The sequence below is a fragment of the Halobacillus sp. ABD4_316 genome, from assembly GCF_056161385.1.
The window spans coordinates 1-20931 of sequence record NZ_JBSWZA010000001.1 but is presented as its reverse complement, the minus strand read 5'-3'; the positions used below and the strand labels follow the sequence as shown (position 1 = coordinate 20931).

26 protein-coding genes are annotated in these 20931 nt (G+C 47.5%); 1 reads left to right on the top strand and 25 read right to left on the bottom strand.

Features of this window, described 5'->3' with window-relative positions:
- Positions 1 to 70: 70 nt before the first annotated feature.
- From ACXAJH_RS00130 to ACXAJH_RS00080, 11 genes are all read right to left on the bottom strand, one after another.
- The gene (locus ACXAJH_RS00130; RefSeq protein WP_474971677.1) at positions 71 to 271 is read right to left on the bottom strand and encodes a hypothetical protein; all 201 of its coding nucleotides are present in this window, start codon (positions 269 to 271) and stop codon (positions 71 to 73) included.
- Entirely contained in the window at positions 268 to 738 is a 471-nt protein-coding gene (locus ACXAJH_RS00125; protein WP_474968138.1) for a PH domain-containing protein, read from the bottom strand. Before ACXAJH_RS00125 ends, ACXAJH_RS00130 begins: the two co-directional genes overlap by 4 nt.
- Before the next feature lie 209 nt (positions 739 to 947).
- Complete coding sequence (locus tag ACXAJH_RS00120) at positions 948 to 1790, bottom strand: alpha/beta fold hydrolase (protein ID WP_474993444.1); 843 nt, start codon at positions 1788 to 1790, stop codon at positions 948 to 950.
- Between the two features lie 21 nt (positions 1791 to 1811).
- The gene (locus tag ACXAJH_RS00115) at positions 1812 to 2705 is read right to left on the bottom strand and encodes an ABC transporter permease (protein ID WP_474992724.1); all 894 of its coding nucleotides are present in this window, start codon (positions 2703 to 2705) and stop codon (positions 1812 to 1814) included.
- Between the two features lie 11 nt (positions 2706 to 2716).
- Positions 2717 to 3667 (bottom strand): ABC transporter permease, encoded by a 951-nt coding sequence (locus ACXAJH_RS00110; protein ID WP_474992722.1) that lies wholly within the window; start codon positions 3665 to 3667, stop codon positions 2717 to 2719.
- A gap of 58 nt (positions 3668 to 3725) precedes the next feature.
- Entirely contained in the window at positions 3726 to 5354 is a 1629-nt protein-coding gene (locus tag ACXAJH_RS00105) for an ABC transporter substrate-binding protein (protein ID WP_474971680.1), read from the bottom strand.
- Positions 5355 to 5367: 13 nt separating this feature from the next.
- Positions 5368 to 6588 carry a dipeptidase gene (locus ACXAJH_RS00100; protein ID WP_474971681.1) on the bottom strand — a complete coding sequence of 407 codons (1221 nt, stop codon included), beginning with the start codon at positions 6586 to 6588 and terminating at the stop codon, positions 5368 to 5370.
- 29 nt (positions 6589 to 6617) lie between these two features.
- Positions 6618 to 7682: an ABC transporter ATP-binding protein gene (locus tag ACXAJH_RS00095; protein ID WP_474992720.1), complete on the bottom strand. Its 1065-nt coding sequence runs from the start codon at positions 7680 to 7682 to the stop codon at positions 6618 to 6620.
- Positions 7666 to 8685 carry an ABC transporter ATP-binding protein gene (locus ACXAJH_RS00090; protein WP_474968132.1) on the bottom strand — a complete coding sequence of 340 codons (1020 nt, stop codon included), beginning with the start codon at positions 8683 to 8685 and terminating at the stop codon, positions 7666 to 7668. Before ACXAJH_RS00090 ends, ACXAJH_RS00095 begins: the two co-directional genes overlap by 17 nt.
- Before the next feature lie 15 nt (positions 8686 to 8700).
- The gene (locus ACXAJH_RS00085; protein ID WP_474968131.1) at positions 8701 to 9489 is read right to left on the bottom strand and encodes an IclR family transcriptional regulator; all 789 of its coding nucleotides are present in this window, start codon (positions 9487 to 9489) and stop codon (positions 8701 to 8703) included.
- A 261-nt stretch (positions 9490 to 9750) separates the two neighbouring features.
- Positions 9751 to 11175 carry an aldehyde dehydrogenase family protein gene (locus tag ACXAJH_RS00080; RefSeq protein WP_474968130.1) on the bottom strand — a complete coding sequence of 475 codons (1425 nt, stop codon included), beginning with the start codon at positions 11173 to 11175 and terminating at the stop codon, positions 9751 to 9753.
- A gap of 294 nt (positions 11176 to 11469) precedes the next feature.
- On the opposite strand from ACXAJH_RS00080, the gene ACXAJH_RS00075 reads away from it, so the two are divergent.
- Positions 11470 to 11751 (top strand): hypothetical protein, encoded by a 282-nt coding sequence (locus tag ACXAJH_RS00075; protein WP_474968129.1) that lies wholly within the window; start codon positions 11470 to 11472, stop codon positions 11749 to 11751.
- Here the strand turns inward: ACXAJH_RS00075 and ACXAJH_RS00070 are convergent.
- From ACXAJH_RS00070 to arsD, 14 genes are all read right to left on the bottom strand, one after another.
- Positions 11748 to 12233 (bottom strand): GNAT family N-acetyltransferase, encoded by a 486-nt coding sequence (locus ACXAJH_RS00070; RefSeq protein ID WP_474971683.1) that lies wholly within the window; start codon positions 12231 to 12233, stop codon positions 11748 to 11750. The genes ACXAJH_RS00075 and ACXAJH_RS00070 overlap by 4 nt on opposite strands.
- Positions 12226 to 12720: an N-acetyltransferase family protein gene (locus tag ACXAJH_RS00065; RefSeq protein ID WP_474992718.1), complete on the bottom strand. Its 495-nt coding sequence runs from the start codon at positions 12718 to 12720 to the stop codon at positions 12226 to 12228. The genes ACXAJH_RS00070 and ACXAJH_RS00065 overlap by 8 nt, the downstream gene beginning before the upstream one ends.
- A gap of 13 nt (positions 12721 to 12733) precedes the next feature.
- A complete protein-coding gene (locus ACXAJH_RS00060) occupies positions 12734 to 12922 on the bottom strand; it encodes a hypothetical protein (protein ID WP_474971685.1) in 189 nt (62 codons plus the stop codon).
- Positions 12923 to 12944: 22 nt separating this feature from the next.
- The gene (locus ACXAJH_RS00055) at positions 12945 to 13217 is read right to left on the bottom strand and encodes a hypothetical protein (RefSeq protein WP_474971686.1); all 273 of its coding nucleotides are present in this window, start codon (positions 13215 to 13217) and stop codon (positions 12945 to 12947) included.
- A gap of 59 nt (positions 13218 to 13276) precedes the next feature.
- Positions 13277 to 13531 (bottom strand): hypothetical protein, encoded by a 255-nt coding sequence (locus ACXAJH_RS00050; protein WP_474971687.1) that lies wholly within the window; start codon positions 13529 to 13531, stop codon positions 13277 to 13279.
- 44 nt (positions 13532 to 13575) lie between these two features.
- A complete protein-coding gene (locus ACXAJH_RS00045) occupies positions 13576 to 14619 on the bottom strand; it encodes a DUF1835 domain-containing protein (RefSeq protein WP_474992716.1) in 1044 nt (347 codons plus the stop codon).
- A 303-nt stretch (positions 14620 to 14922) separates the two neighbouring features.
- Entirely contained in the window at positions 14923 to 15240 is a 318-nt protein-coding gene (locus ACXAJH_RS00040) for a hypothetical protein (protein ID WP_474971689.1), read from the bottom strand.
- Between the two features lie 64 nt (positions 15241 to 15304).
- On the bottom strand, positions 15305 to 15553 hold the full coding sequence (locus ACXAJH_RS00035) for a DUF3986 family protein (protein WP_474971690.1): 249 nt from the start codon (positions 15551 to 15553) through the stop codon (positions 15305 to 15307).
- Between the two features lie 112 nt (positions 15554 to 15665).
- Entirely contained in the window at positions 15666 to 15854 is a 189-nt protein-coding gene (locus ACXAJH_RS00030) for a hypothetical protein (RefSeq protein WP_474971691.1), read from the bottom strand.
- A gap of 36 nt (positions 15855 to 15890) precedes the next feature.
- On the bottom strand, positions 15891 to 16163 hold the full coding sequence (locus ACXAJH_RS00025) for a hypothetical protein (RefSeq protein ID WP_474971692.1): 273 nt from the start codon (positions 16161 to 16163) through the stop codon (positions 15891 to 15893).
- Between the two features lie 217 nt (positions 16164 to 16380).
- Positions 16381 to 18027 carry an FAD-dependent oxidoreductase gene (locus tag ACXAJH_RS00020; protein WP_474992714.1) on the bottom strand — a complete coding sequence of 549 codons (1647 nt, stop codon included), beginning with the start codon at positions 18025 to 18027 and terminating at the stop codon, positions 16381 to 16383.
- Between the two features lie 37 nt (positions 18028 to 18064).
- Positions 18065 to 18346 (bottom strand): adhesin, encoded by a 282-nt coding sequence (locus ACXAJH_RS00015; RefSeq protein WP_474968117.1) that lies wholly within the window; start codon positions 18344 to 18346, stop codon positions 18065 to 18067.
- A gap of 16 nt (positions 18347 to 18362) precedes the next feature.
- Positions 18363 to 20132, bottom strand: coding sequence for an arsenical pump-driving ATPase (gene arsA / locus ACXAJH_RS00010; RefSeq protein WP_474992712.1), 1770 nt, complete (start codon positions 20130 to 20132; stop codon positions 18363 to 18365).
- A gap of 13 nt (positions 20133 to 20145) precedes the next feature.
- Complete coding sequence (arsD, locus tag ACXAJH_RS00005; protein WP_474992710.1) at positions 20146 to 20505, bottom strand: arsenite efflux transporter metallochaperone ArsD; 360 nt, start codon at positions 20503 to 20505, stop codon at positions 20146 to 20148.
- Between the last annotated feature and the right edge of the window lie 426 nt (positions 20506 to 20931).

The window sequence follows — 20931 nt, the reverse complement described above, 5'->3', positions numbered from 1 at the left end:
CCAAACAACTTCCATTCCAATCATGGTGAAAAAAGGAAGTTCAAGCACCTCTTTCAGGATGACTAATTGATCATTTATGCCTGCCTTTTTTTGGTTTTTTCCGATCACTGAGAGGAGCAATCCAGAAGCCAATGACAAAGCCGGCAACCAGCATTCCTATTAAATGATTCCAGTCGATCGCACCATCATTTATGTATCCCAGGATAACAGAAAACGGGCCCAGTATGCCCCACATCAGAAGGACGGACATGATTCTCTTCTTCAAACTCATGTCCCCGCCTCCCTCAACGTCCGGCTGATATCAATCCCTGGATTATTCCTCTGCAGAAGGCGAAGGAAAGCCTTCTCATCTTTGGGAGAAATATGTGTAATGGCATGGTCGGACGAATGGATTTCGAGACGCCTTACCGCGAGTGCAGGAGCGGCAAACGGACTGTTTCTCTGCTCCACTCTATGAATATCTTCGATGCGGATCTTTTTTCTCATCGGACCAAATTGAATGTGCAGACAGCCATGTATGATTTTGTATCCGGTCGAAAACCAGATCCATAAAAGGACTCCTATGATACCTGCACTAAGAAGGTACCCAGGCACGCTTTTATATGTAATCAACTGCCAACCGGCCGCTTCTCCCCCAAATAAATAGAGTAGAACAATGCTTCCAATGATTCCTCCGTACATAAGCACAAACAACAAGTCTTTTCTGGACGGAAAATACACGTCCATCACCTCCACCATCTATACGTGTTCCTATCCGTAAAAGTTTCGCAAGGTATGGAGGAAATTGTAAAAAAATCAACCTTGAGAGCATCCCCGCTGCAATCGGGGATATAAAGATGAAAAGAACTGGATACGAAGCCCTTGTAGTCAACTAAAAAGAAAGAGTGCCGGATGTAACCTGACACTCTTTCGTCTTTATATCTTACCTGTCGTCTCTTGCTTCTTTATTAAAGAGGTTGTACAGCACTATGTTTCTGGAGAAAACGACGGACCAGTTCTACGTATCTTTCATTCTCCTCCAGCTGGGGAGAGTGACCGCTGTTTTCAAAAATGACGAGCTCGGCATTCGGCACGCATGAGGCAATCGTCTCCGAGCAGATCACAGGAGTGACCCAGTCATGCCTTCCGACAGTCACAAGCGTCGGTACGTGGATCTCTGCCAATTGATCAACCAGATTAAACGCGGGTTTATTATGCCGGAAAGCGAAGTTATGGGTTTCGTGCCTGTAGTAAATCTGCTCGAGTCGCTGACGCACGGCTTCTTCATCATATTCAACGGTATACAGAGGCTGGATCAAAGTGAACAGCTCTTTCAAATCCTCATCGGAGTGTACCTCCCCTCCAAAAAGGCGGGTCATGTTTTCTTTTGTAATGCCGTCAATTCCACTCTCAAGAGCACGGTCGATGGAAAGGTAGTCAAAGTCACTGCTTGCTGCGGTATCTCTCAACAGCACGCGGGTGACACTGTCAGGGTAGCGGATGGCATATTCAAGCGTTAGAAATCCGCCGTACGAGCCGCCTAAAATGGTGATCGGACCTCCGACAAGCTCCAGGCGGACAGCTTCAATATCCGCCGTCCACTGTTCATGAGTGAAAGGGGGACGGACCTCCGATCTTCCTGAACCTCTCATATCCATAAAAACGAGCTTGTACGTATCTCCCAAGGCGGAGAAGGCTTTGATATCACCACGGCAGTCTCCCAGACCAGGAGCTCCGTGAATAAAGAAAATCACCTCTCCCTCGGGATTTCCATGGACTTCATAATACAACTCATTATCATTCACGTTCATGAACAAGGCGCTTCCTCCTCTTTATTTTTTCGCAAAACGCGGGTCCAGGGCATCCCTCAGTCCATCACCAAGAAAATTATAGGCCAGTACAACGATGGTGATCGCTACACCCGGAAGCACACCTAAAATTGGAGCCGTCCAGATGTACTGCTGGGAATTCTGCAGCATGTTCCCCCATGTCGGCGTTGGTGGCTGGATGCCGAGACCGAGATAGCTGATCGCACTTTCCGTAAGAATGGCCCAGGCAATAGCGAGTGTTCCGGAGACAATGATCGAGGGAAGAATCTGCGGAACGACATATTTTAAGAGAATCCTTTTCGCAGAAGCCCCGGCCGCATTGGCCGCTTCAACAAACTCGTATTCTTTCCACTTCAACGTTTCTCCGTAAACGACACGGGCAATTTCCACCCAGCCAGTCAGGGCGATGACAAGCACGACCATGAATGGCGTCGTCCCAAGCACCGTAAGAGCAACAAGGACGAAGAAAAAGTTCGGAATCGCCATCATTGCTTCTGTAATACGCATGAGGACCGCTTCGACCACTTTTCCAAAAAATCCGGCGCAGGCGCCTATGATCGTGCCAATGATCAAGGAGAAAAGCATCGCACATAACCCGACTAAGAGTGTCACACGCCCGCCGTGAAGCATGCGTGCGAAAACATCCCTGCCCAGGTCGTCCGTTCCGAAGGGGTGCTGCAGCGTCCAGCCGGCAAGGGCCCCTGCATCGGTCAGTTCATCCGGAGTAATCGGCCACAGGACAGGACCGAGAAAGACGACGGCGTGGACAACGACTAAAAACCATAACGATAGATACGCCACTTTGTTCTGCTTCAACCTTGTAAGTAATACGAAGCGCCGCTTTTCCTTTTTCCGGTGCTGCTCTTCCATATCTTCTTTTATAGAAGCTCCTAACATTCGGTCCCCTCCTATGCCATGTTTTTCACACGCGGATCGACTTGAGAATAAATGATGTCGACAAGCAGATTGCTGATGATAACGACAAGCGTAATGACAACGGTAATGCCCATGATCAATGGATAGTCACGGCCATTGGCTGCTTCAATAATCAACGTCCCGATTCCTGTCCATCCAAAAATCGCTTCGGTGATCACAGCACCGCTCAGCAGTCTCGGAATCAGCACGCCTATGATGCTGATGATCGGAATCATCGCATTCCGAAGCGCATGCACATACAAAACGACAAATTCCTTCGCCCCTTTGGAACGGGCGGTACGGATATAGTTTTGTGAAATGACTTCCAGCATCGATGATCTCGTGAAGCGGACGATATTCGGAAGCACGGTCGTCGATAAAATCAGTACTGGCATGGCTAAATGAGCCATCCAGCCCCAAAAGTCAAAGTCCGAGCCCCTCGGTCCGACACCGGACGATGGCAGCCAGCCAAGTTCAACAGAAAATAAGAGAATCAGCATCAGCCCGAGCCAGAAGGAAGGAACCGACAAACCGATGACACTCGAAAAGTTGATCACGTGATCCGCTGCTTTTCCTCGTTTCAAGGCGGAGATGACTCCAAGGATGATGCCTGCAATGACTGAAAAGATGATCGTGAATACGGTCAGTTCCATCGTATAAGGCAGACGTTCTGCAATCCTTTCCACGACCGCTTCACTGGAGTTAAATGATGTGCCGAGATCACCGGTGACAGCATTCCCCACCCACTCAAAATAGCGGACGATTACCGGCTGATCCAGGCCGAGACGTTCGATTACCGCCTGACGCTCCTCGGGTGATGCATCCATACGCATGACCCCTGTGGGCCCACCTGGCGCGAGATTGATAAGAAAAAAGGTAATGACGGTCACAATGAACAATAAAATGATACTTTGTCCAAAGCGGTTGAGTAAAAATCGAATCACACAGGTCCCCCCTTTTTATAAAAGAGAAGTGCACGCGGTGGTGCACTTCTCCCATGACTTACTCCGCCATATACCATTCCTGGATATAGTGAAGCGTATCTCCGAAGGCCAGTTCAGGTACGCCGTCGATATCCGAGCGCTTCACCTGTACTTCCTGCGGGTACCAGAGGAACATGTAAGGAAGTTCTTCAGCCATCAGCTTCTGGGCTTCTGTGTAGATTTCCTTCCGCTCCTCTACATCGCTCGTTTCCGCACCAGCGTCCAAAAGCTTGTCCATTTCTTCATTTCGATAAGCCGGGATGTTGTTCCCCTGCTCAGCAAAATCGGAGTGCATGTACGCCTTCAAATCCGGATCCGGCGGATAGCGCCACCAGTTCAAGGTCATCGCATAATCCCTTTGGATGACGACTTTGTCAATCATCGTATTCCAGTCCATCGTGTTCAACTGTACATCCAGCCCGATATCAATCAAGTACTGCTGAACAAGCTGGGCGATCGCTTCTAAATCCCCTTGAATACCGATATCAAAGATGATTTCGAAGTTTTCTCCATCCTTATCGACAAATCCATCACCGTTCGTATCCTCCCACCCTGCTTCAGCAAGGAGTTTTTTCGCTTCTTCCGGATCGAAGGGATACTGCTTCACATCATCGGTGTAATACTCCGACAACGCCGGCGTAATTCCTGCATCTGCAATCGTTCCATAGCCTTGAAGGACGGTATCGATGATGTTCTGACGGTCAAGCGCATGTTCCATCGCCTGGCGTACCTTCACATCCTGGAACCTTTCTTCCTGCTGGTTGACGATCAGCCAGAAGAAACGGTTCGTATCGCGCCCGTTCACATCCACACCGTCCGCACTTTCAATCCGATCGACAGCAGAGGTGTCATCCAAAGCGAAAATGGAAAGTTCTCCGCTCAACAGCTGCGCCACATGGGTGTTGGCATCAGGAAGGATTTTGTATTCCACTTCGTCCAGATTCGCGGCATCTCCGAAGTACTCCTCATTCCGCTCCAGCACGACGCTCTGGCCGGAAGTGTAGGATTTAAGCTTGAAAGGTCCTGTTCCTACAGGGTTCTCCTTGTTAAAGCTTGTTAGATCCCATGGGTCTTCTCCTTGAAAAATGTGTTCAGGAATAATCTCTGTGTTAAAGCTCAGGTAAGCCGGAAGCGCGGCAACCGGACTCGATAAGTTGAACATAACGGTGTAGTCACCATCTGCTTCCACACTTTCCACCTGTCCGAAATAGGAGGCACTGTTCGCTCCAAGCTCTTCATTCAACGTAATATCATTGAACGTAAACACGACGTCTTCTGATGTGAACGGTTCGCCGTCGTGCCATGTGACATCATCACGGAGCTGGAAGGTCCAGGTCAGGCCATCCTCGGACGTTTCCCACGATTCAGCCAGATCCGGTGCAGGCACCAGGTCTTTCCCAGGTTTCGTCAACCCGTCGAATATGACACGGTTAATGACATTGGACTCTGCATAGGCACTCGGGTGCCACGGATTAAAGGTTGGATCGGCGACAATCGGAATCGATACCTTTCCGCCGGAAACGGCCTCTTCAGAAGACGCCGTCGCTTCTCCCTCTGCCTCCTCTTCCCCTCCGTAGGAACAGGCTGCCAGGAACAACGCCATTAGTGCAGCTGATAAAAAGACCCACCATTTTTTATTCATCGTCATCGTCCCTCTCTTATTATTTCGCCCACGTTTCTTTCAGCACACGCATAATGTTTCCGCCGGTGACTTTACGGATGTGTTCCCGGCTGTATCCTTTAGCGACAAGCCAGCGGACAATGTTCGGAAAACATTCCGCCGGATTTTCCAGCCCTTTGACATAATCGACACGCTCCATCGAGGATTTCTGTGCACTTTTGATGGATAATTGACCGGCCAGTGTATCATGAAGGCCGACATGGTCACCGAATAAGGTGTCCGGCCCAAAGGCTACATGCTCGATCCCTACCAGGTTCGCCGTATATTCGAAGTGTTCCATGAACGAATCGATATTATGGTGCGGATGATTTTCCGATATGGTGGAATGCGGAGCTGCCTCAATTCCTATCACCCCGCCTTTTTCAGCACAGGCTCGGATGACACTGTCCGGCTTCATACGCTTCGTATCCCATACACCACGAGCACCGGCATGGTTGATGGTGACCGGTTTTGTACTCGTTTCAATCGTGTCAAGCGCCGTTTGGTCACCAGCGTGAGAAACATCCACAGTGATGCCGAGCTTGTTCATCCGTTCGACCGCCTGTTTTCCAAAAACGGAAAGACCGGCATCCTTCGGTTCACGAAGGCCCGAGCCCAGCATATTCGATTCAGAGTAGCACACGCCCATCGTGCGGATGCCGAATCCATACAGCACATCAAGCCGGTCCAGCTCATTTTCAATCATGGATGCCGATTCCAAGGCTCCGACAAAAGCGATTTTCCCTTCTCTTTTCGCCCTGGACAAATCCTCGATACGCTCGGCTTTGATCACCATATCCTGATGAGCGATGTCGCTGAAGCGGATGCCCAGGTCGTGAATGACATCCGACCATTTCCACCCTGCGAGTGAGGTGATCATCGCTGTTCCGTCCATGAAGTTCTCAAAGATGACATCAAGTCCGGAATGGCTCAGCGCTTCAAACGCTGTAAAGTCCCTGCCCTGCCGGCGGAATTCGTAAAACTGGTTAAGATCTTCCGGTGCGATGAATGTGTGTTCATGCATGGAGATCATCAAGTCCTCTTCCAGGATCGTCTGGACCTCGTTTTCCTGCTCATTCGTCACAGGATAGGAAAAGCTCGGGACACGGTCCACCTCTTTTGCGAGAGTGTAAGATTTATAATCGACGCCCGCTTCCAGGTATTGAAAAGACTTATAGCCGTCATAGACTTTTTGGTTGCCTTTTTGAATGAGTTCAGCCAAAGGATATTCCCCTTCCTTTTATTTACTGTTTATGCCATAATAAGGTTGTTAGTTTTGTTGTCAGATGGTTTCTTACGTTGAGCGACAGCTTCTTTTAACGTCTGCCCTTTTTCCAAAGGATAATGGCAGGCTGTGAAATGGCCGTTTCGCGTTTCCTGCCATGCTGGAACTTCCTGACTGCATCGTTCTGTTGCAAGTGGACACCTCGTCCGGAAATTGCACCCTGAAGGTGGAGATGCTGGTGAAGGCACTTCCCCTTTAAGAACGATGCGTTCTTTTCTTGCTTCGGGATCGGCTTCTGGTACAGTCGACAAGAGTGCTGCTGTATACGGATGCGCAGGATCATTGAAGATCGAATCCGTATCGGACAGTTCGACGAGTTTTCCTAAGTACATCACACCCACCCGGTCGGAAATATGACGCACAACGTTCAGTCCGTGCGCAATGAACAACAGTGTCAATCCCATTTCACGCTTCAGCTGGATCAACAGATTGATGACCTGGGACTGGACCGACACATCCAAAGCGGACACCGGTTCATCCGCAACGATGAATTCCGGCTCAAGCGCAAGCGCCCTCGCTATACCCACCCGCTGCCTCTGTCCTCCGGAAAATTCATGGGGGTAGCTGTGATAACGGCTCGCATCCAATCCTACAAGCTCCAACAATTCCTTAACCTTTCTTTCTTTTTCCGCGCCTTTGGCAAGACCGTGAATCTCATACATCTCCCCGATAATCTGCCCGATTGTGAAACGCGGGTTCAAAGAGCCGAATGGATCCTGATAAATGATCTGCATGTCCTTGCGGAGTCTGCGCATGTCTTTCTTCGAATATTCAAGAATATTACTCTGACCATAAAGCACCTGACCGTCCGTCGGATCCTGCAGTCTTAAAATGTTCCGGCCGAGTGTCGATTTCCCGCAGCCGGATTCTCCGACAAGTCCGAGAGTCTCTCCTTTATAAATATCAAAAGAAACATCATCCACCGCCTTCAGCGTCTGCTTCCGTTTCCCTAAGGCCCCACCTCCTTTAATCTCAAAGTATTTCTTCAAATGCTGAATTTCCAACAGCTTTTCTTTATGATTTTGATTCAACGGGATCCTCCTTTCTATGAAAAAGGTCAAGCTGCGAGGCAGTGAACTCTTCCACATGCCAGCACGCGACGTCACGCCGGCCCATTTTTTGAAGCGGGGGTTCTTCCTGATGGCACTTTTCTGTGGCAAAGCTGCAGCGCGGCGCAAACCGGCAGCCTTCAGGCATCTGGTTCACGCCTGGAATCGTTCCTTCAATGGTCGGAAGAAGCTCCCCTCTTGCACCGCTCATTTTCGGAATCGATTCAAGCAGCCCTTTTGTATAAGGATGATGCGGGAGGTCAAACAAATCGCTGGTCTCTGCAATCTCCATCACCTTCCCGGCATACATGATGATGATCCTGTGGGAAAGCTCTGCCGCTACCCCGATATCGTGGGTAATGAGCATGATGGACATGTCTTCTTCATCCCTCAACTTTCGGAGCAGCTCGAGGATCTGCGCTTCGATTGTGACATCAAGCGCTGTTGTCGGTTCATCTGCAATGAGAAGCTTCGGTTTGGAAGCGAGCGCAATGGCAATCATGACCCGCTGCCTCATCCCTCCCGACAATTCGTGGGGATACTGCTTCAATCTTGTTTTCGGTTCAGAAAGCCCGACAAGGGTCAGCAAATCCTCCGCCTTGTCCATCGCTTCCTTTTTCTTCAGCGGCTCATGGTAACGGATCGCTTCAACAATCTGCTGCCCGATGGTGAAGACAGGGTTCAAAGCGGTCAGCGGCTCCTGGAAAATCATTGAAATCTCTGCTCCTCTGATTTTCCTCATTTCCTCATTCGTCTTGGTTGTCAGTTCTTCTCCCATATACTCAATCGATCCGCTTACGATTTCCCCATTTTCAAACTCGACCAGTCTCATCACAGACATCGATGTGACACTTTTACCACTGCCGGATTCCCCGACGATGCAGACGGTTTCTCCTTTTTCAATATCAAAACTCACCCCGTCGACCGCCCGGACAAACCCTTCCTTTCCCTGGTATCCCGTCACGAGGCCTTCCACCTTCAACATGTGTGATCCCCTCCTTTAATGAAGACTTTCAAGAAGATAGTTCCTTCTGGTCGGAAAACAAACTTTGCTTAAAACAGAATCAAGCTCTCCTCTGTGACGAATGAGATCAGGTAAAATCTGTTCCGCTACTTCTTCTGTGAGACGGTAGCTGGGGCCGGCTATCGATAACGATCCGAGGACCATGTGTCCGTAATCAAACAAGGGAATAGAAACCGCAGCTACATCACTGATCGTTTCACCGGAGGAATACGCCCACCGCTTTCTTTCGATGTCCTCAAGTTTTTCCAGCATATCGGTTTCTGATGGGATGAGGCCGGGGTGTTGGACAGCCCCTTCATGAACAATTCTTCGTTGTACTTCTTTAGGCAGGTGACAAAGGATGACTTTATGGGAAGCCCCGATATAAAGTGGGGAACGACGGCCGACTGAGCCCGCGAAACGGACAAGGCGGCTGCTTTCTACAATCTTGGAGAAGACTCCTTCCTCGTTATCCAGAAGTGTCATAACGACACTTTCCCCGGTTTCGGAAGCAATCTTATGCATGATGGGATGGATGATCTCAGAGATTTGAAAATGTTGTTCGACGATGTTGCTGAGCTCAAGGAATTTAATGCCGAGCTCATATTTCTGCGTATCCACGCTGCGGTACACATACCCCCGTTCTTCGAGGGTGGTCAGCATCCGGTGGACAATGGTATGACTCATATCAAGCGCCCGGGACAATTCCCGTAGTCCCCACTTCGGATGTTCCAGCGTGAACATATCAAGGACCTGCAGCGCCTTATCGACGGTTTTTGAACTCACTCGGCTTCACCGCTTTCTAAGTGGTTCTATAATCGAACCAATATTCTGAATTTTATGATTACTAATGATACTAGCACAAAATGACCATTTTGCAACTACTTTTTCCGACTTTTTTCGGGAACCGAAATAAAAAGAAGCCTTGGGCTCAGGCGGCTCAAGACTTCTTTTATAAAGATTCTGGTAAAATTCGGTGTAGACCCTACTAAAAAAAAGAGCTGTCCTCCTGGAAGAGAGAACAGCTCTTTTATAAGCCATGACCAATTAAGACGGGAATCCAAGAATCGCTTTTTTCTCAAGATATTCTTCAATTCCATAATCGCCCCACTCACGACCAATACCAGATTGCTTATAGCCGCCAAATGGTGCATTGAAATCATGAGAGGCATCATTGACCTTGATGCGCCCGGCACGGATGGATGTGGCAACTTTTTTAAGGGTTTCCGGATCTTTACCATAGACGTACCCTGCTAAACCATAGACAACATCATTCCCGATTTCAATCGCATGATCGATGGTGTCATACGTAATGATACTCATCACAGGTCCAAAGATCTCCTCTTGTGCTATGACCATATCATTCGTTACATCCGTGAAAATGGTTGGTTTAGCGTAATACCCTTTATCCAGTCCTTCTGGAAGTCCTGTACCACCGGCAATTAAGTTTGCACCTTCTTCCATCCCTTTTTCAATATAGGATTGAACGGTATCCCACTGCTTCTTGGATACAAGGGGTCCGACATAATTTCCTTCACGAGGATGGCCTACCGGGAATTCAGGAAGCACATCTAAGACGGCTTGTTCAAATTCTTCCTTCTTGGAAGCTGGAACAATCATCCGGGTCGCAGCAGAACAAACCTGCCCGGTATTCGTGGCGATATTGCTTACTGCATTTCGGGCCGCATCTTTCATATCCGCATCTTCCAGAACAATCAATGGAGATTTACCTCCGAGCTCAAGAGCGACGTTTTTAATCGTTTCAGAAGCATTCTGCATGATTTTCGTTCCAACGCCCCCGGAACCCGTGAAGGATACAAAGTCAATATCAGGGTGTGAACTGATGCCGTCACCAATCGTTTCGCCTGTACCATTAACCAAGTTGAACGCTCCTTTAGGTACGCCCACCTCATCAAAGATTTCTGCTAACATGATGGCAGCGAACGGCGTCATTTCAGAAGGTTTCAATACAACAGGGCTGCCGGCTGCAAATGCGCTGGCAATTTTTGTTGAAGCTTGGTTTGTCGGGAAGTTCCATGGGGTGATTAAGCCGCTGACCCCGACAGATTCCTTGACTACCGTATGGTTGCCGCGGTGCTCCATGAATTCAATAGTTTTAAGAGATTCAGCCGCTTGAGCAAAATGATTGTAGCCCATGCTGTAGTGAATCTTCTCCGAAATTTCAAGAGGTGCACCCAGCTCTTCCGTCATCACATCGATGAATTCATCTTTGCGTCGTGCATAGGCTTCGGCTATGTTCTCAAGCATTTCAATACGCTCTTCTTTAGAAGTTTGAGAGAAACTCGGGAAAGCATCGCGGGCGGCTTGAACAGCTTTATCCAGGTCTTCCTTCGTTCCCAGACTAATTTGACCCATCGGTTCTTCCGTGGCAGGGTTTATGACGTCCTCGGTGTCATTTCCCGTGGATTCAACCCATTCACCGTTAATGTAATGCTTCAAAATCGTACGCATATTCAAATTCTCCTTTATAAAAAGTTGTGTAGTTTGCTTTGTTTAGTCATGTATTACCGCTAACGCTCTACACAAAACATCTCGAAGCTAAGAGGGGTTATTGAACATGCCTCTGACTGCGCTTCCATTACTGATATAGCAGGAATAGGAATTTGATATAAGAATTACGAAAAGAAAACAGCGGCCTCCTTTACAGACACGGAAGCCGTTTATGAACAGGTCAATGGAATTGACCCCTTCTTGCCTCGACAAACGCCCACTGCTAACATGAATAGAGAAAAGGAGGTTATATCCATGACTGGCAATCACAAAGGATTCAGATACTTGGCCATTCTATGTATCCTACTATCTCTGCTCGTCCAGAATCTCAGCCTGTTGGATGTCGTTTCCTTCCACGAGAATGTATTATTCCTGTTCAACTGGATGCTGCCGGCATCCGCTCTCGCATTATCCATCGTCTCGTTCTCAAAGTCGCAGAATAAGAAAGATCTGCTTATCACGGGTTTTGCTGTACTGGCCTTTTTCTACAGTATCATCTTTATCGTCTTCGCCTGGATGATGATGGATACTCCTTAACCGCCGTTCCATACATAGACGAATTCGCCGTCTTCCTCTTCCATCCTCTGAAACCCTGATTTCTCCAGCAGGTTGATCGATGGAAGGTTTTCTTTTTCCACACCGGCCTTGATCACGTAATCCCCTTTGGATCGGATCCAGTGAGTCAGGGCTTGGACAACCTCATACGCATAGCCCTGCCGCTTATACGAAGGATCAATCGTATAGCCCACCCAGAAATCATCCTCCTTCTTCAGCAGAAATACATCACCGAGGAGCACTTGGTCTTTTTTTCTTATCACAGCCAGCTGAGAACCATCTTCCACTCTCTGCGGATTCAGCAGGGTCGTTTCATAGACCTGACGGGTGAATCCTTTGAACCCCTGGTATTTCATCCAGTCCAGATCATTCCGGTAGCTCATGAACGCCTCGATGTCCACGGAAGTAAAAGGTCTTACATAACAGCGCGGAGTTTCTAAAACAGCGTTCCTTTCCTCACTCACACCGAGTTCCCCCTCTACCATTCAGCGGCTTATGGTAACTATACATCCGTTTCTTTTCATAGATCCTCTCTCTGTATATAAGAAAACCAAGAGAAGTCCAGAACGTTACGGCAGGGAGATTGTCCGCATGAACAGCCATTTCAATCACGTCCGCCTGCCGCTTTTTCATAAGTTCCTCATAAACCCTGTACACCTTTTTCCCAAAACCCTGACCATGATAGGTGCTGTCAATCAGCAGCAGACTCAGCCATGGATTTCCGGAGTTCGGCGACTGCATGCCGTATTCAATGATTCCGATGAAACTTTCACCATGACCAACCAAATATCTCTCATTCCCGAGTTCATCCGCTTCTCTCCACTGCGCTCTTATGTCATCTGCTGCTAGAAATTCCTTGTCATAAGCGATTTTATTGTAGGCAGGACTTGAGTTGTGAACCCTACACTCTTTTTGGATATGAGCCTCCTGCACTTTTGTAAAGCTGAACATGTTCCTAACTCCTTCAGTTCCATATGACATTTCCAATAAGGGCAAAAAGCATCATCAAGGCAATACCTCCGAACAAAACATACCCAATCCATTTAATCGGGCCGGGCAGTCCGCCCTCACTCGGTTTTGGATACCCTTCGATTTTCTTTTGATGATCGATGGCATCATTAAAAGATGAATCATCGTTGGAATGGTTGGACATAGACTCACCTCCATATATAGGATCAAGAACCGTCATGATCGCTGATATCGTCAAAAAGATCTCCCGTAATAAGGTCGTCATCATAGGAATCAAAAGTATTGTAGTATTTGGCGTCCGGATGTCCTAATACAGCGTTTTTCCTTCTTTCATAGGTGCGGATGAGGTGAAGGACCGAATAACCGATGCCACCAGCCAGGGCTGTGTATACTAGAAAATCTGCCCTATAAAAAAGATATGTACAAACGGCAGCTATAGCGGAGAGGAGCAGCACAACCTCGAAAACTTTGATAGTCATCACCTCCTTTTGGTTACACATACTTCCCTTCGATACGAAACTTTTTGATTCTATCCTTTTCATGCAAAGGAAAGAACAGCCATGACATGGACAACGGAAATCGTCAAAATGCCGAGGATGTTCGCTAACACGAAGAATGCCTTCCAACGCTGAGCTTTCAGGCCGGTCAACAAGCCGATGACAGGAAGCAGCATCGTCATGATAAAAATCAGACGGTATTCCTCGATGAAAGACCCGGCGGGAGCTTCAGGATTGATGATCATCAGGATGAAGGCAGTCACGATACAGAGTAAAGATACAGACGCACGCATCATTGATCCACTCTCCTTTTATATTTCTATACCCTGATGTCCACTTTTTACCAACATGATCTTTCCGGTTCCTCTTTGACTCTCACGGCAAAGTACCGCATGCCTCTCGGAATCCCCTTGATATCCAATCTGTTTTCAAGAACCAGCTGAATCAATCGGTATTCTATAAAAGCATCACTGACTCCCTGCCTCGAATGCCCGATCACTTCTCCTATGATCCTGGCTGCTGGGATGAAATCAACACATCCGGCATCTTCATGAAGGCTTCTTACGCTTTGAAGAATGAAGGAATCAAAGTAGTCGACCGCTTTTGAAAAGACTCCTTCATTCCATATTCTCAGCTCCACGTTTTCCAAGGATAACCGCAGCCAGTCTTTCTCCAAACGATTCCTCGCTTCAAAAGGAATGGGCTCATTTGAAGCGTGATGAATCATCTCCCCGAACTGGTCAGGGGAGATTTCACCTGTATGGATGGGATATCCTTTGGAACGTTTCATATGGCTTTCACTTACGTTGATTGTCCTCACACGACCGTTCCATGCTTTCAGCAGCTGCAGAACGAAACGCAGCCCAAGCTGCTCATGGGCATTACTTCCAATCCAGATGGTCGTCTGGATATGATCAGGAATGTTCCGGATGCCTTCCATGGCCTGTTTGTTTTCCTGAACATAAGTGAAGATCTCTTCGTCATCCAGGTGAATGCGGTCATAGAGCCAGTCCAGGCGTTCCTGCAGCCCTTCTGGCTGATCAAGATTCCGGACCGGCCCGATAGAAAACATCAAAGGGAGGTTGATGACCATGTCATTGTCTCTTTTAAGATTTTCAAGCGTATTTTTGAGCGCCCCATATGCGGAGTGGCCAAACACGATATGGACCTCTTTCACGTCTGTCTGATCGCCGTATAAAGGATTCATTCGCTGTTTATACATCTGATCCACACTGTTTTTTACGGATTTTATCCGTTCTACATATTCATCTGCCGATAAATGTCCGCTACCCGCATATTCCAGCATCAACCATGATTGTAAAACGATTGAACGAACTTCTTCTCCGCTCAAGGACTCCACTTTCTTTTTCATTAAAGGATCCATTTTCCCACTCTTCCTTATCGGTTTAATGTTAGTAACTACAGGTATCACACCCTGAAACAAACTTGCTGAACGCGCATGGAAAGCCGTACGGAATGAAAAACTTTTTCCCTCATCAGAACGACGCTGGAAAGGGACCAATCCCTTGAACAATGTAAATCAGGAGCTGCCCGCTTGATAAGAAGCCGCTTCTCTTTTTATTAGTGAAATCAACTCAGCTTCATTCATGTCAGAATGGAAGGGATCATACACGAGTAGATCGATGCTGGACAGCTGTTTCCACCCTAGATCCCCCCTCTCACCTATTTATTCATGCTCACCACGTGGAAGAAGACCGTTCGTGACTTTATGTATAGTCTTATTCATTAGAGAAACACATATTGATAGCGCCGCAATCACGATCAGAATAAATACGATAGTACTTAAAATCTCATACGGCATCTTTCCTGCTATCCAATTTCCTCCGTAATAAATCATTATAAATCCGATAAAAACGCTGACCACAAAAGCCGCACCTACACCGATCATTTGGTAGACCGTCAGCTGCGCTAAGCGTTTTTTGTTTTTTAAGACCTTTGCGATGATAACTGCGATAAGAGATATAAACGTAAGGACCGCTTCCATTTCCTGCACCTCCAAGCTGAACAAATTCTTAAGCATCCGCCTCTATCAATTTATAGTGTCTTAACTACTTTTCGAACGAATGATAAGCTTGATTTTCAAAATTCTTTGTATCATCAATGGAAAAAATGAGGATGCCATAATGGTCAACAGAAACCCCAAGTCCTTTATTCATTACCTGAGAATATAAGTTCCCAGGTCCGGAATCATCAACATAAACATCCCAGAGAGGTTCCCAGATTCTTTTGTATGCGACAACCTCCAAGTCATACCCTTCATAATATCCAATGTGAAAATGCAAGTCCGGATTGTACATCAGCTTTTCTCCTTGAATGACTCCCTAACGTCCATAAGGATCCTCCTTTATCAATGCTTAGATTATTCACCCAAAACCTCGTATCGTGCTGCTGAAATAGAAAAGTACCTTCCTACATGACCCAGGCACCCAGCAGAATGAATCCACTTCCTATAGTCATGACAACACTCTTTGCCAGAGGATAAGGAAGCTTGTTCAGGAGTTTCATCAGACTTTCCCACTCCATATATCCGCTTGATCCAAGTCGCGTATCATCCACATAATCTTTCTGTTCTTTCATCTTGAATATGGACGCATACAAGATAAAGAAACCCTTTCTTTGCCGGCTGTTGGTGCTTCAAACGCCTCCGCTCAGTGTCCCGATGATGTTAAAAGCAATCGGGAACAAGAAGAGACCAATGTTAAAAATCATTCCTGCCCGTGCCAGGTTGTCATGGTTCATTTTATAGCCGATCAAACCAAGGGCTGCTCCTATTGGACAGATGACAAATGGAAGGACGAGAGGCAGTCCCTGTATGTTCAAAGGAACGATACCGAACAAAAAGTTTACAATCAAAGTCGTTAAAACGGTTGGGATCAGAATAGATACCACACTAATCAGCTTTTTCACTATAAAACGTCCTCCTCTCTCCTCTGCGAGTTTTCATGAAGTGCGGTTGAGAAATCACCCTCCATCCTATACGGTCAAGAATGAAATTGGTTTCAAATAAAACCATTTAATGGATAAAAGCACAACAAAAGGAGCAGCTGCTTGCATGCAAACAGCTGCTCCTTGATAAGTGATCATAGTATCGTGAACGAACCTTGTAATCTCGTGAATGCTCTCATTATTGATTGGATTTAGAGAAACTTTGGTAATTCTTATTTCCCCCGGAAAGGTTATAAACTTCCTCAAATCCCATGTTGATCAGCACGTTCTGGGCAGCATTTCCCGTTACACCCTTATTGCAGTAAGTCACTGTCGGGATGCTCGGGTCCAGCTGTTTCGCTTCCGCGCGCAATTCAGCCAATGGAATGTTGACCGCTCCTTCTACATTGGATACTTCGTACTGCTTCGGCGATCGTGTATCAATGACTTGAATCTTCTCCCCGTTCTGGATTCGATTCGTCAGTTCCTGAGGCGTGATGATCCGGTTCTTTTTGTCCATCGCATTCTGAAGAGCCATACCTGTATACATAACCGGATCTTTAGTGGTACTGAATGGTGGCGCATAGGCTAAGTCCAAGTGGAATAGATCTTCGGCACTCGCTTTTAAGGAAATCGCCGTCACAAACACATCGATGCGCTTATCGACGCCGTCTTCCCCGACAATCTGTACACCTAGAATCCGGTTTGTTTTACGATCGGCGACCGCTTTGATCACCATTTCCTTCCCACCAAGGTATTCGGCTCTTGCCGGTTTAATGTTGTGAAGAACTTCAATGTCATAGCCTTCTTTGACCGCATCTTTTTCACTTAAGCCGGTATAGCCGACAGCTAAGTCAAACACTCTTAAAATTCCTGTCCCTAAAATACCGCGGTGGGCCAGATCTCCGCCGGTGATGACATCTCCAGCGATCCTGCCCATCTTATTCGCTGTCGACCCGAGCGGACGATAAAGCGGGTTTCCAGTTACGATGGAATAACTTTCCGCAACGTCCCCAACGGCATAAACATCCGGGAGATTCGTCTGCATCTTTTCATTGACCTGGACGGCCCCGGATACGCCTAATTCTACACCGATCTGTTCAGCCAGCTTCGTATTCGGGCGTACACCTGTCGCTAAAATGACCATATCCGCATCGATGACGCTTCCCTTGGTTGTTTCTACGGAAGTCTCTGTAATGGCTGCCGCTTCTTCATGGAGTAATAGGTTGACCCCGTTTGCTCTCAAGTGCTCTTCCACCCGGAAGGCCATATCCTTATCCAAGTGCGGCATAATTTGATTGCTGCGTTGGACAATCGTTACATCCAGTCCTCTATGCTTCAACTGCTCAGCCATCTCTAGTCCGATGAAGCCCGCACCGATAATCGTCACTTTTTCTGGGTGGTTCGCTTCCATATAAGAATGGATGGATGCTGTGTTCTGGATATTTCGGACATGGAACACATGCTCCATCTCCACTCCGTCCACCTGCGGCGTCGTTGGAGCCGCCCCGGTAGCAAAGACCAGTGTATCGTAATGATCTTCGATGATTTCATTGTTGTTCAGATTCTTCACAGTGACCACTTTTTGAGCCGGGTTAATCTCTACAACTTCATGACGGGTGTGAATGTCCACGTTGTAGCGCTTTTTGAACCATCCGGAACTCCTAGGAGTGAGTGTTTCAAGTTCGTCCACTTCGCCTCCTAAAAAGTAAGGAATCCCGCAGATGGAATAGGAAATATCGTAATCGGCATTGTATAATGTAATGTCTGCGTTCTCATCGTTTCTTCGTGCCTTTGCAGCGACAGATGTACCTGCTGCAACGGATCCAATAATAATGATCTTCATTTGGGTGCAACCCTCCAGGTTTCTCTTGATGTTTTTCTTAGCAGCACTGATCCATGCCGAGCAGGACAAACTGTGCTCCTTCTGGTGTATCTTCCTGATCTAACGTTAAGCTATCCACTGTATCTTTGACATCCTGATCAATGGAAACCTTCAGGCCGTCCATATCTTTAACAAGGTCGTTTTCTTCTGGTGCATCCAGAGAAATACCGAGTTGTGGACCACAGCATCCGTCCCCCATGGAATAAAAACGGACCCCTTCTGCTCCATTTTCTTCAATCATGCCCTGTAGTGTACTTTTTGCATTTTCTGTAATTTTCATGTTCATCACCTCTTCATTAGGATTGAATGTAAGCTTTCCATTGTTCATAGGCCGCATGTTTTCCGGCTCCCCATGGAATCAGCGCACTTCGTGCGGATAATTCTTCCTGTACCTTTCTGATCCATTGTTTTTCCGTTGCTGCGCGGGCCTCTAAAACAGGGTCCTTCGTTCCAGCTGCATAGAAGCTTCGGTTGATGACCCACCATTTCGGAGTAATTTCCGCCCGCTTCAAGTCTTCCTGCAGACGCCCTGCTTCAAATACAGGAGTCGCTTCCGGCAGAGTTACGACGACTACACCTGTCTCTTCCGGGTTCCGCAGTCTTGGCAGTAATTTCGTTACGCTCTCAGGAATGTCACCTGTGGAGCGGCTCATTTCCTTGTGATAGGCCTCAGAAGAGTCGAGTAAAAGCAGGGTGTGACCGGTAGGAGCCGTATCAATGACTACGATTTCCTCCTCGGAATCTACAACATCGGCAAAGGCTCGGAAAACGGCGATTTCTTCGGTGCAGGGCGAATCCAAGTCTTCTTTCAGATAGGCGAGCTCCTCTTCATTCAGCTCACCAGCTTTCGTTATGACTTCTTCCTTGTATTTTTCCACTTCGACTTCCGGATCGATGCTGCTGATGGTGAGGTTACTATGGACCCGGCTGTCCTTGAACATATCCGCTACGTGAGAAGCCGGGTCTGTCGTCGTTAAGTGGACGCGGTGACCTTTTTCAGTCAACCCAACGGCGATCGCAGCCGCAGTGGATGTTTTTCCGACGCCGCCTTTACCCATTGTGAAAATGACACGCGTGTTTTTCGCTGAGAAGTCATCCACGACCTCTTTTAATGATGGGAGCGGTGACAGATCCATGCCTTCGTCCGCGCTCTCCACCTCAGCATACGGAGACTCACTCACAATCTGACGCATGTGCTGAATATCCGTTAAGGAATAAGGAACATAAGGTAAAGCATACGTATCGATATTCTGCAGGGCTTGAGGGATCTCCTTCAGGGCTTCCTGCTGCTCACTGTAGAACGCAGAAGCTACTTCATCCCCGGCATCATACGACTGGAATACACCATTGATCACCAGCATTTGATGTTCAATCCCGATTTTGCCAAGCTCGACGGCTGCCCGCTCAGCTTCAAAAATCGTGGATTCCTCCGGCCTTGCTACCATGACCAATGTCGTCTTCTCTCTATCCGAAAGGGAATCCATGGCTTTTTGGTACATATTCTTTTTGTCGCCGAGTCCGGACAATGGCCCCAGACAGGACGCTCCGTGTGTGGATTCTTCCAAATATCCGGACCATGCTGTTGGAAGGGTCAAAAGCCTTAACGTGTGCCCCGTAGGTGCTGTATCAAACAAGACATGATCAAAGTCTTTGAATATCTCATCATCTGCGAGCAGATGGGAAAATTCATCAAAGGCTGCTATTTCAACGGTACACGCTCCGGAAAGCTGCTCTTCCATCTGGTTGACGACCGATTCAGGCAGCTTGTCCCGATACGGGCCCACCGTCTTTTCCCGGTAGGCTCTTGCTGCTTCTTCCGGATCAATGTTACTGGCGTACAGATTGTTCACACTTGGAATCGCCACAGGTTCACGGTTCAGTTCCATATTAAAGATATCCTGGAGATTGGAAGCTGGATCCGTACTCACCAACAGAACTTTCTTCCCCTGATCCGCCAGGCTTATCGCTGTGGCACAGGCGACGGATGTTTTTCCAACTCCGCCTTTTCCAGTGAAAAACAGGTACGGCGTTTGAACATGTGTACGTGGATGGTAGGATGTCTGCATAACTACGGCTCCTTTATTTGTCCATATTGATAGAAACACGGACTTTCGGTTTCTGCGTCAATTCTTCTCCTTTGATTTCAAGCCATTCACTGAACTCTTCATTCGTCGGGTATTCTCCTGCTTTGACAACCTGACCGTCCAGAAGAGTAACAGGAAGAGCATCTGCTCCTTTTTCCTGCAGTACTTCGTTCACTGCTCCATTCTCAGCAAAAGCTTCTGGTTCATTGGCCAGGTTGAATCTTGTAATGTTCACACCTTTTTGCTCCAATGAATAAACGGCTGAAGCCACTCGTGTCAGGTTCGGGTCGACACTCGGTCCGCAGACGCCTGTGGAACAGCACATGGCCGGGTCGAATATTTCTACCTTTTTCATATGTAAATCCTCCTTAGGGATGTTCGTAAATGTTAAAGCACGCATGCTGCCGGTGGCTCTTTTAGATCTTACCTCTTCCGTTCGTTATCACCATTTAAAGATTACAGCATCATTATATAATTAAATGCTTATATATCTCAAGGGATAATTTAATAACTTCTCCTTGAAAATGACCACATCCCTGTTATGTCAGGTGTAGTGGAAAAGACTTAATTAAAAAGCTCTGTTAAAGTCTGTTGTTGATATTTTAAAAGATTACTAAATTGTTTCTGTCTGGAATTAGGGGTCCGGTCCGTTATTTACTCAGAGCATGGAATGGCAGGGAAAACCGTCCGCTTTCCGCGGGGAACGATGAGCCTCCTCGAACTTCGTTCTCCGGGGTCTCCCCTTGTTCCTTTTTCCCGCAGGAGTCTACCTGTTTTCCCT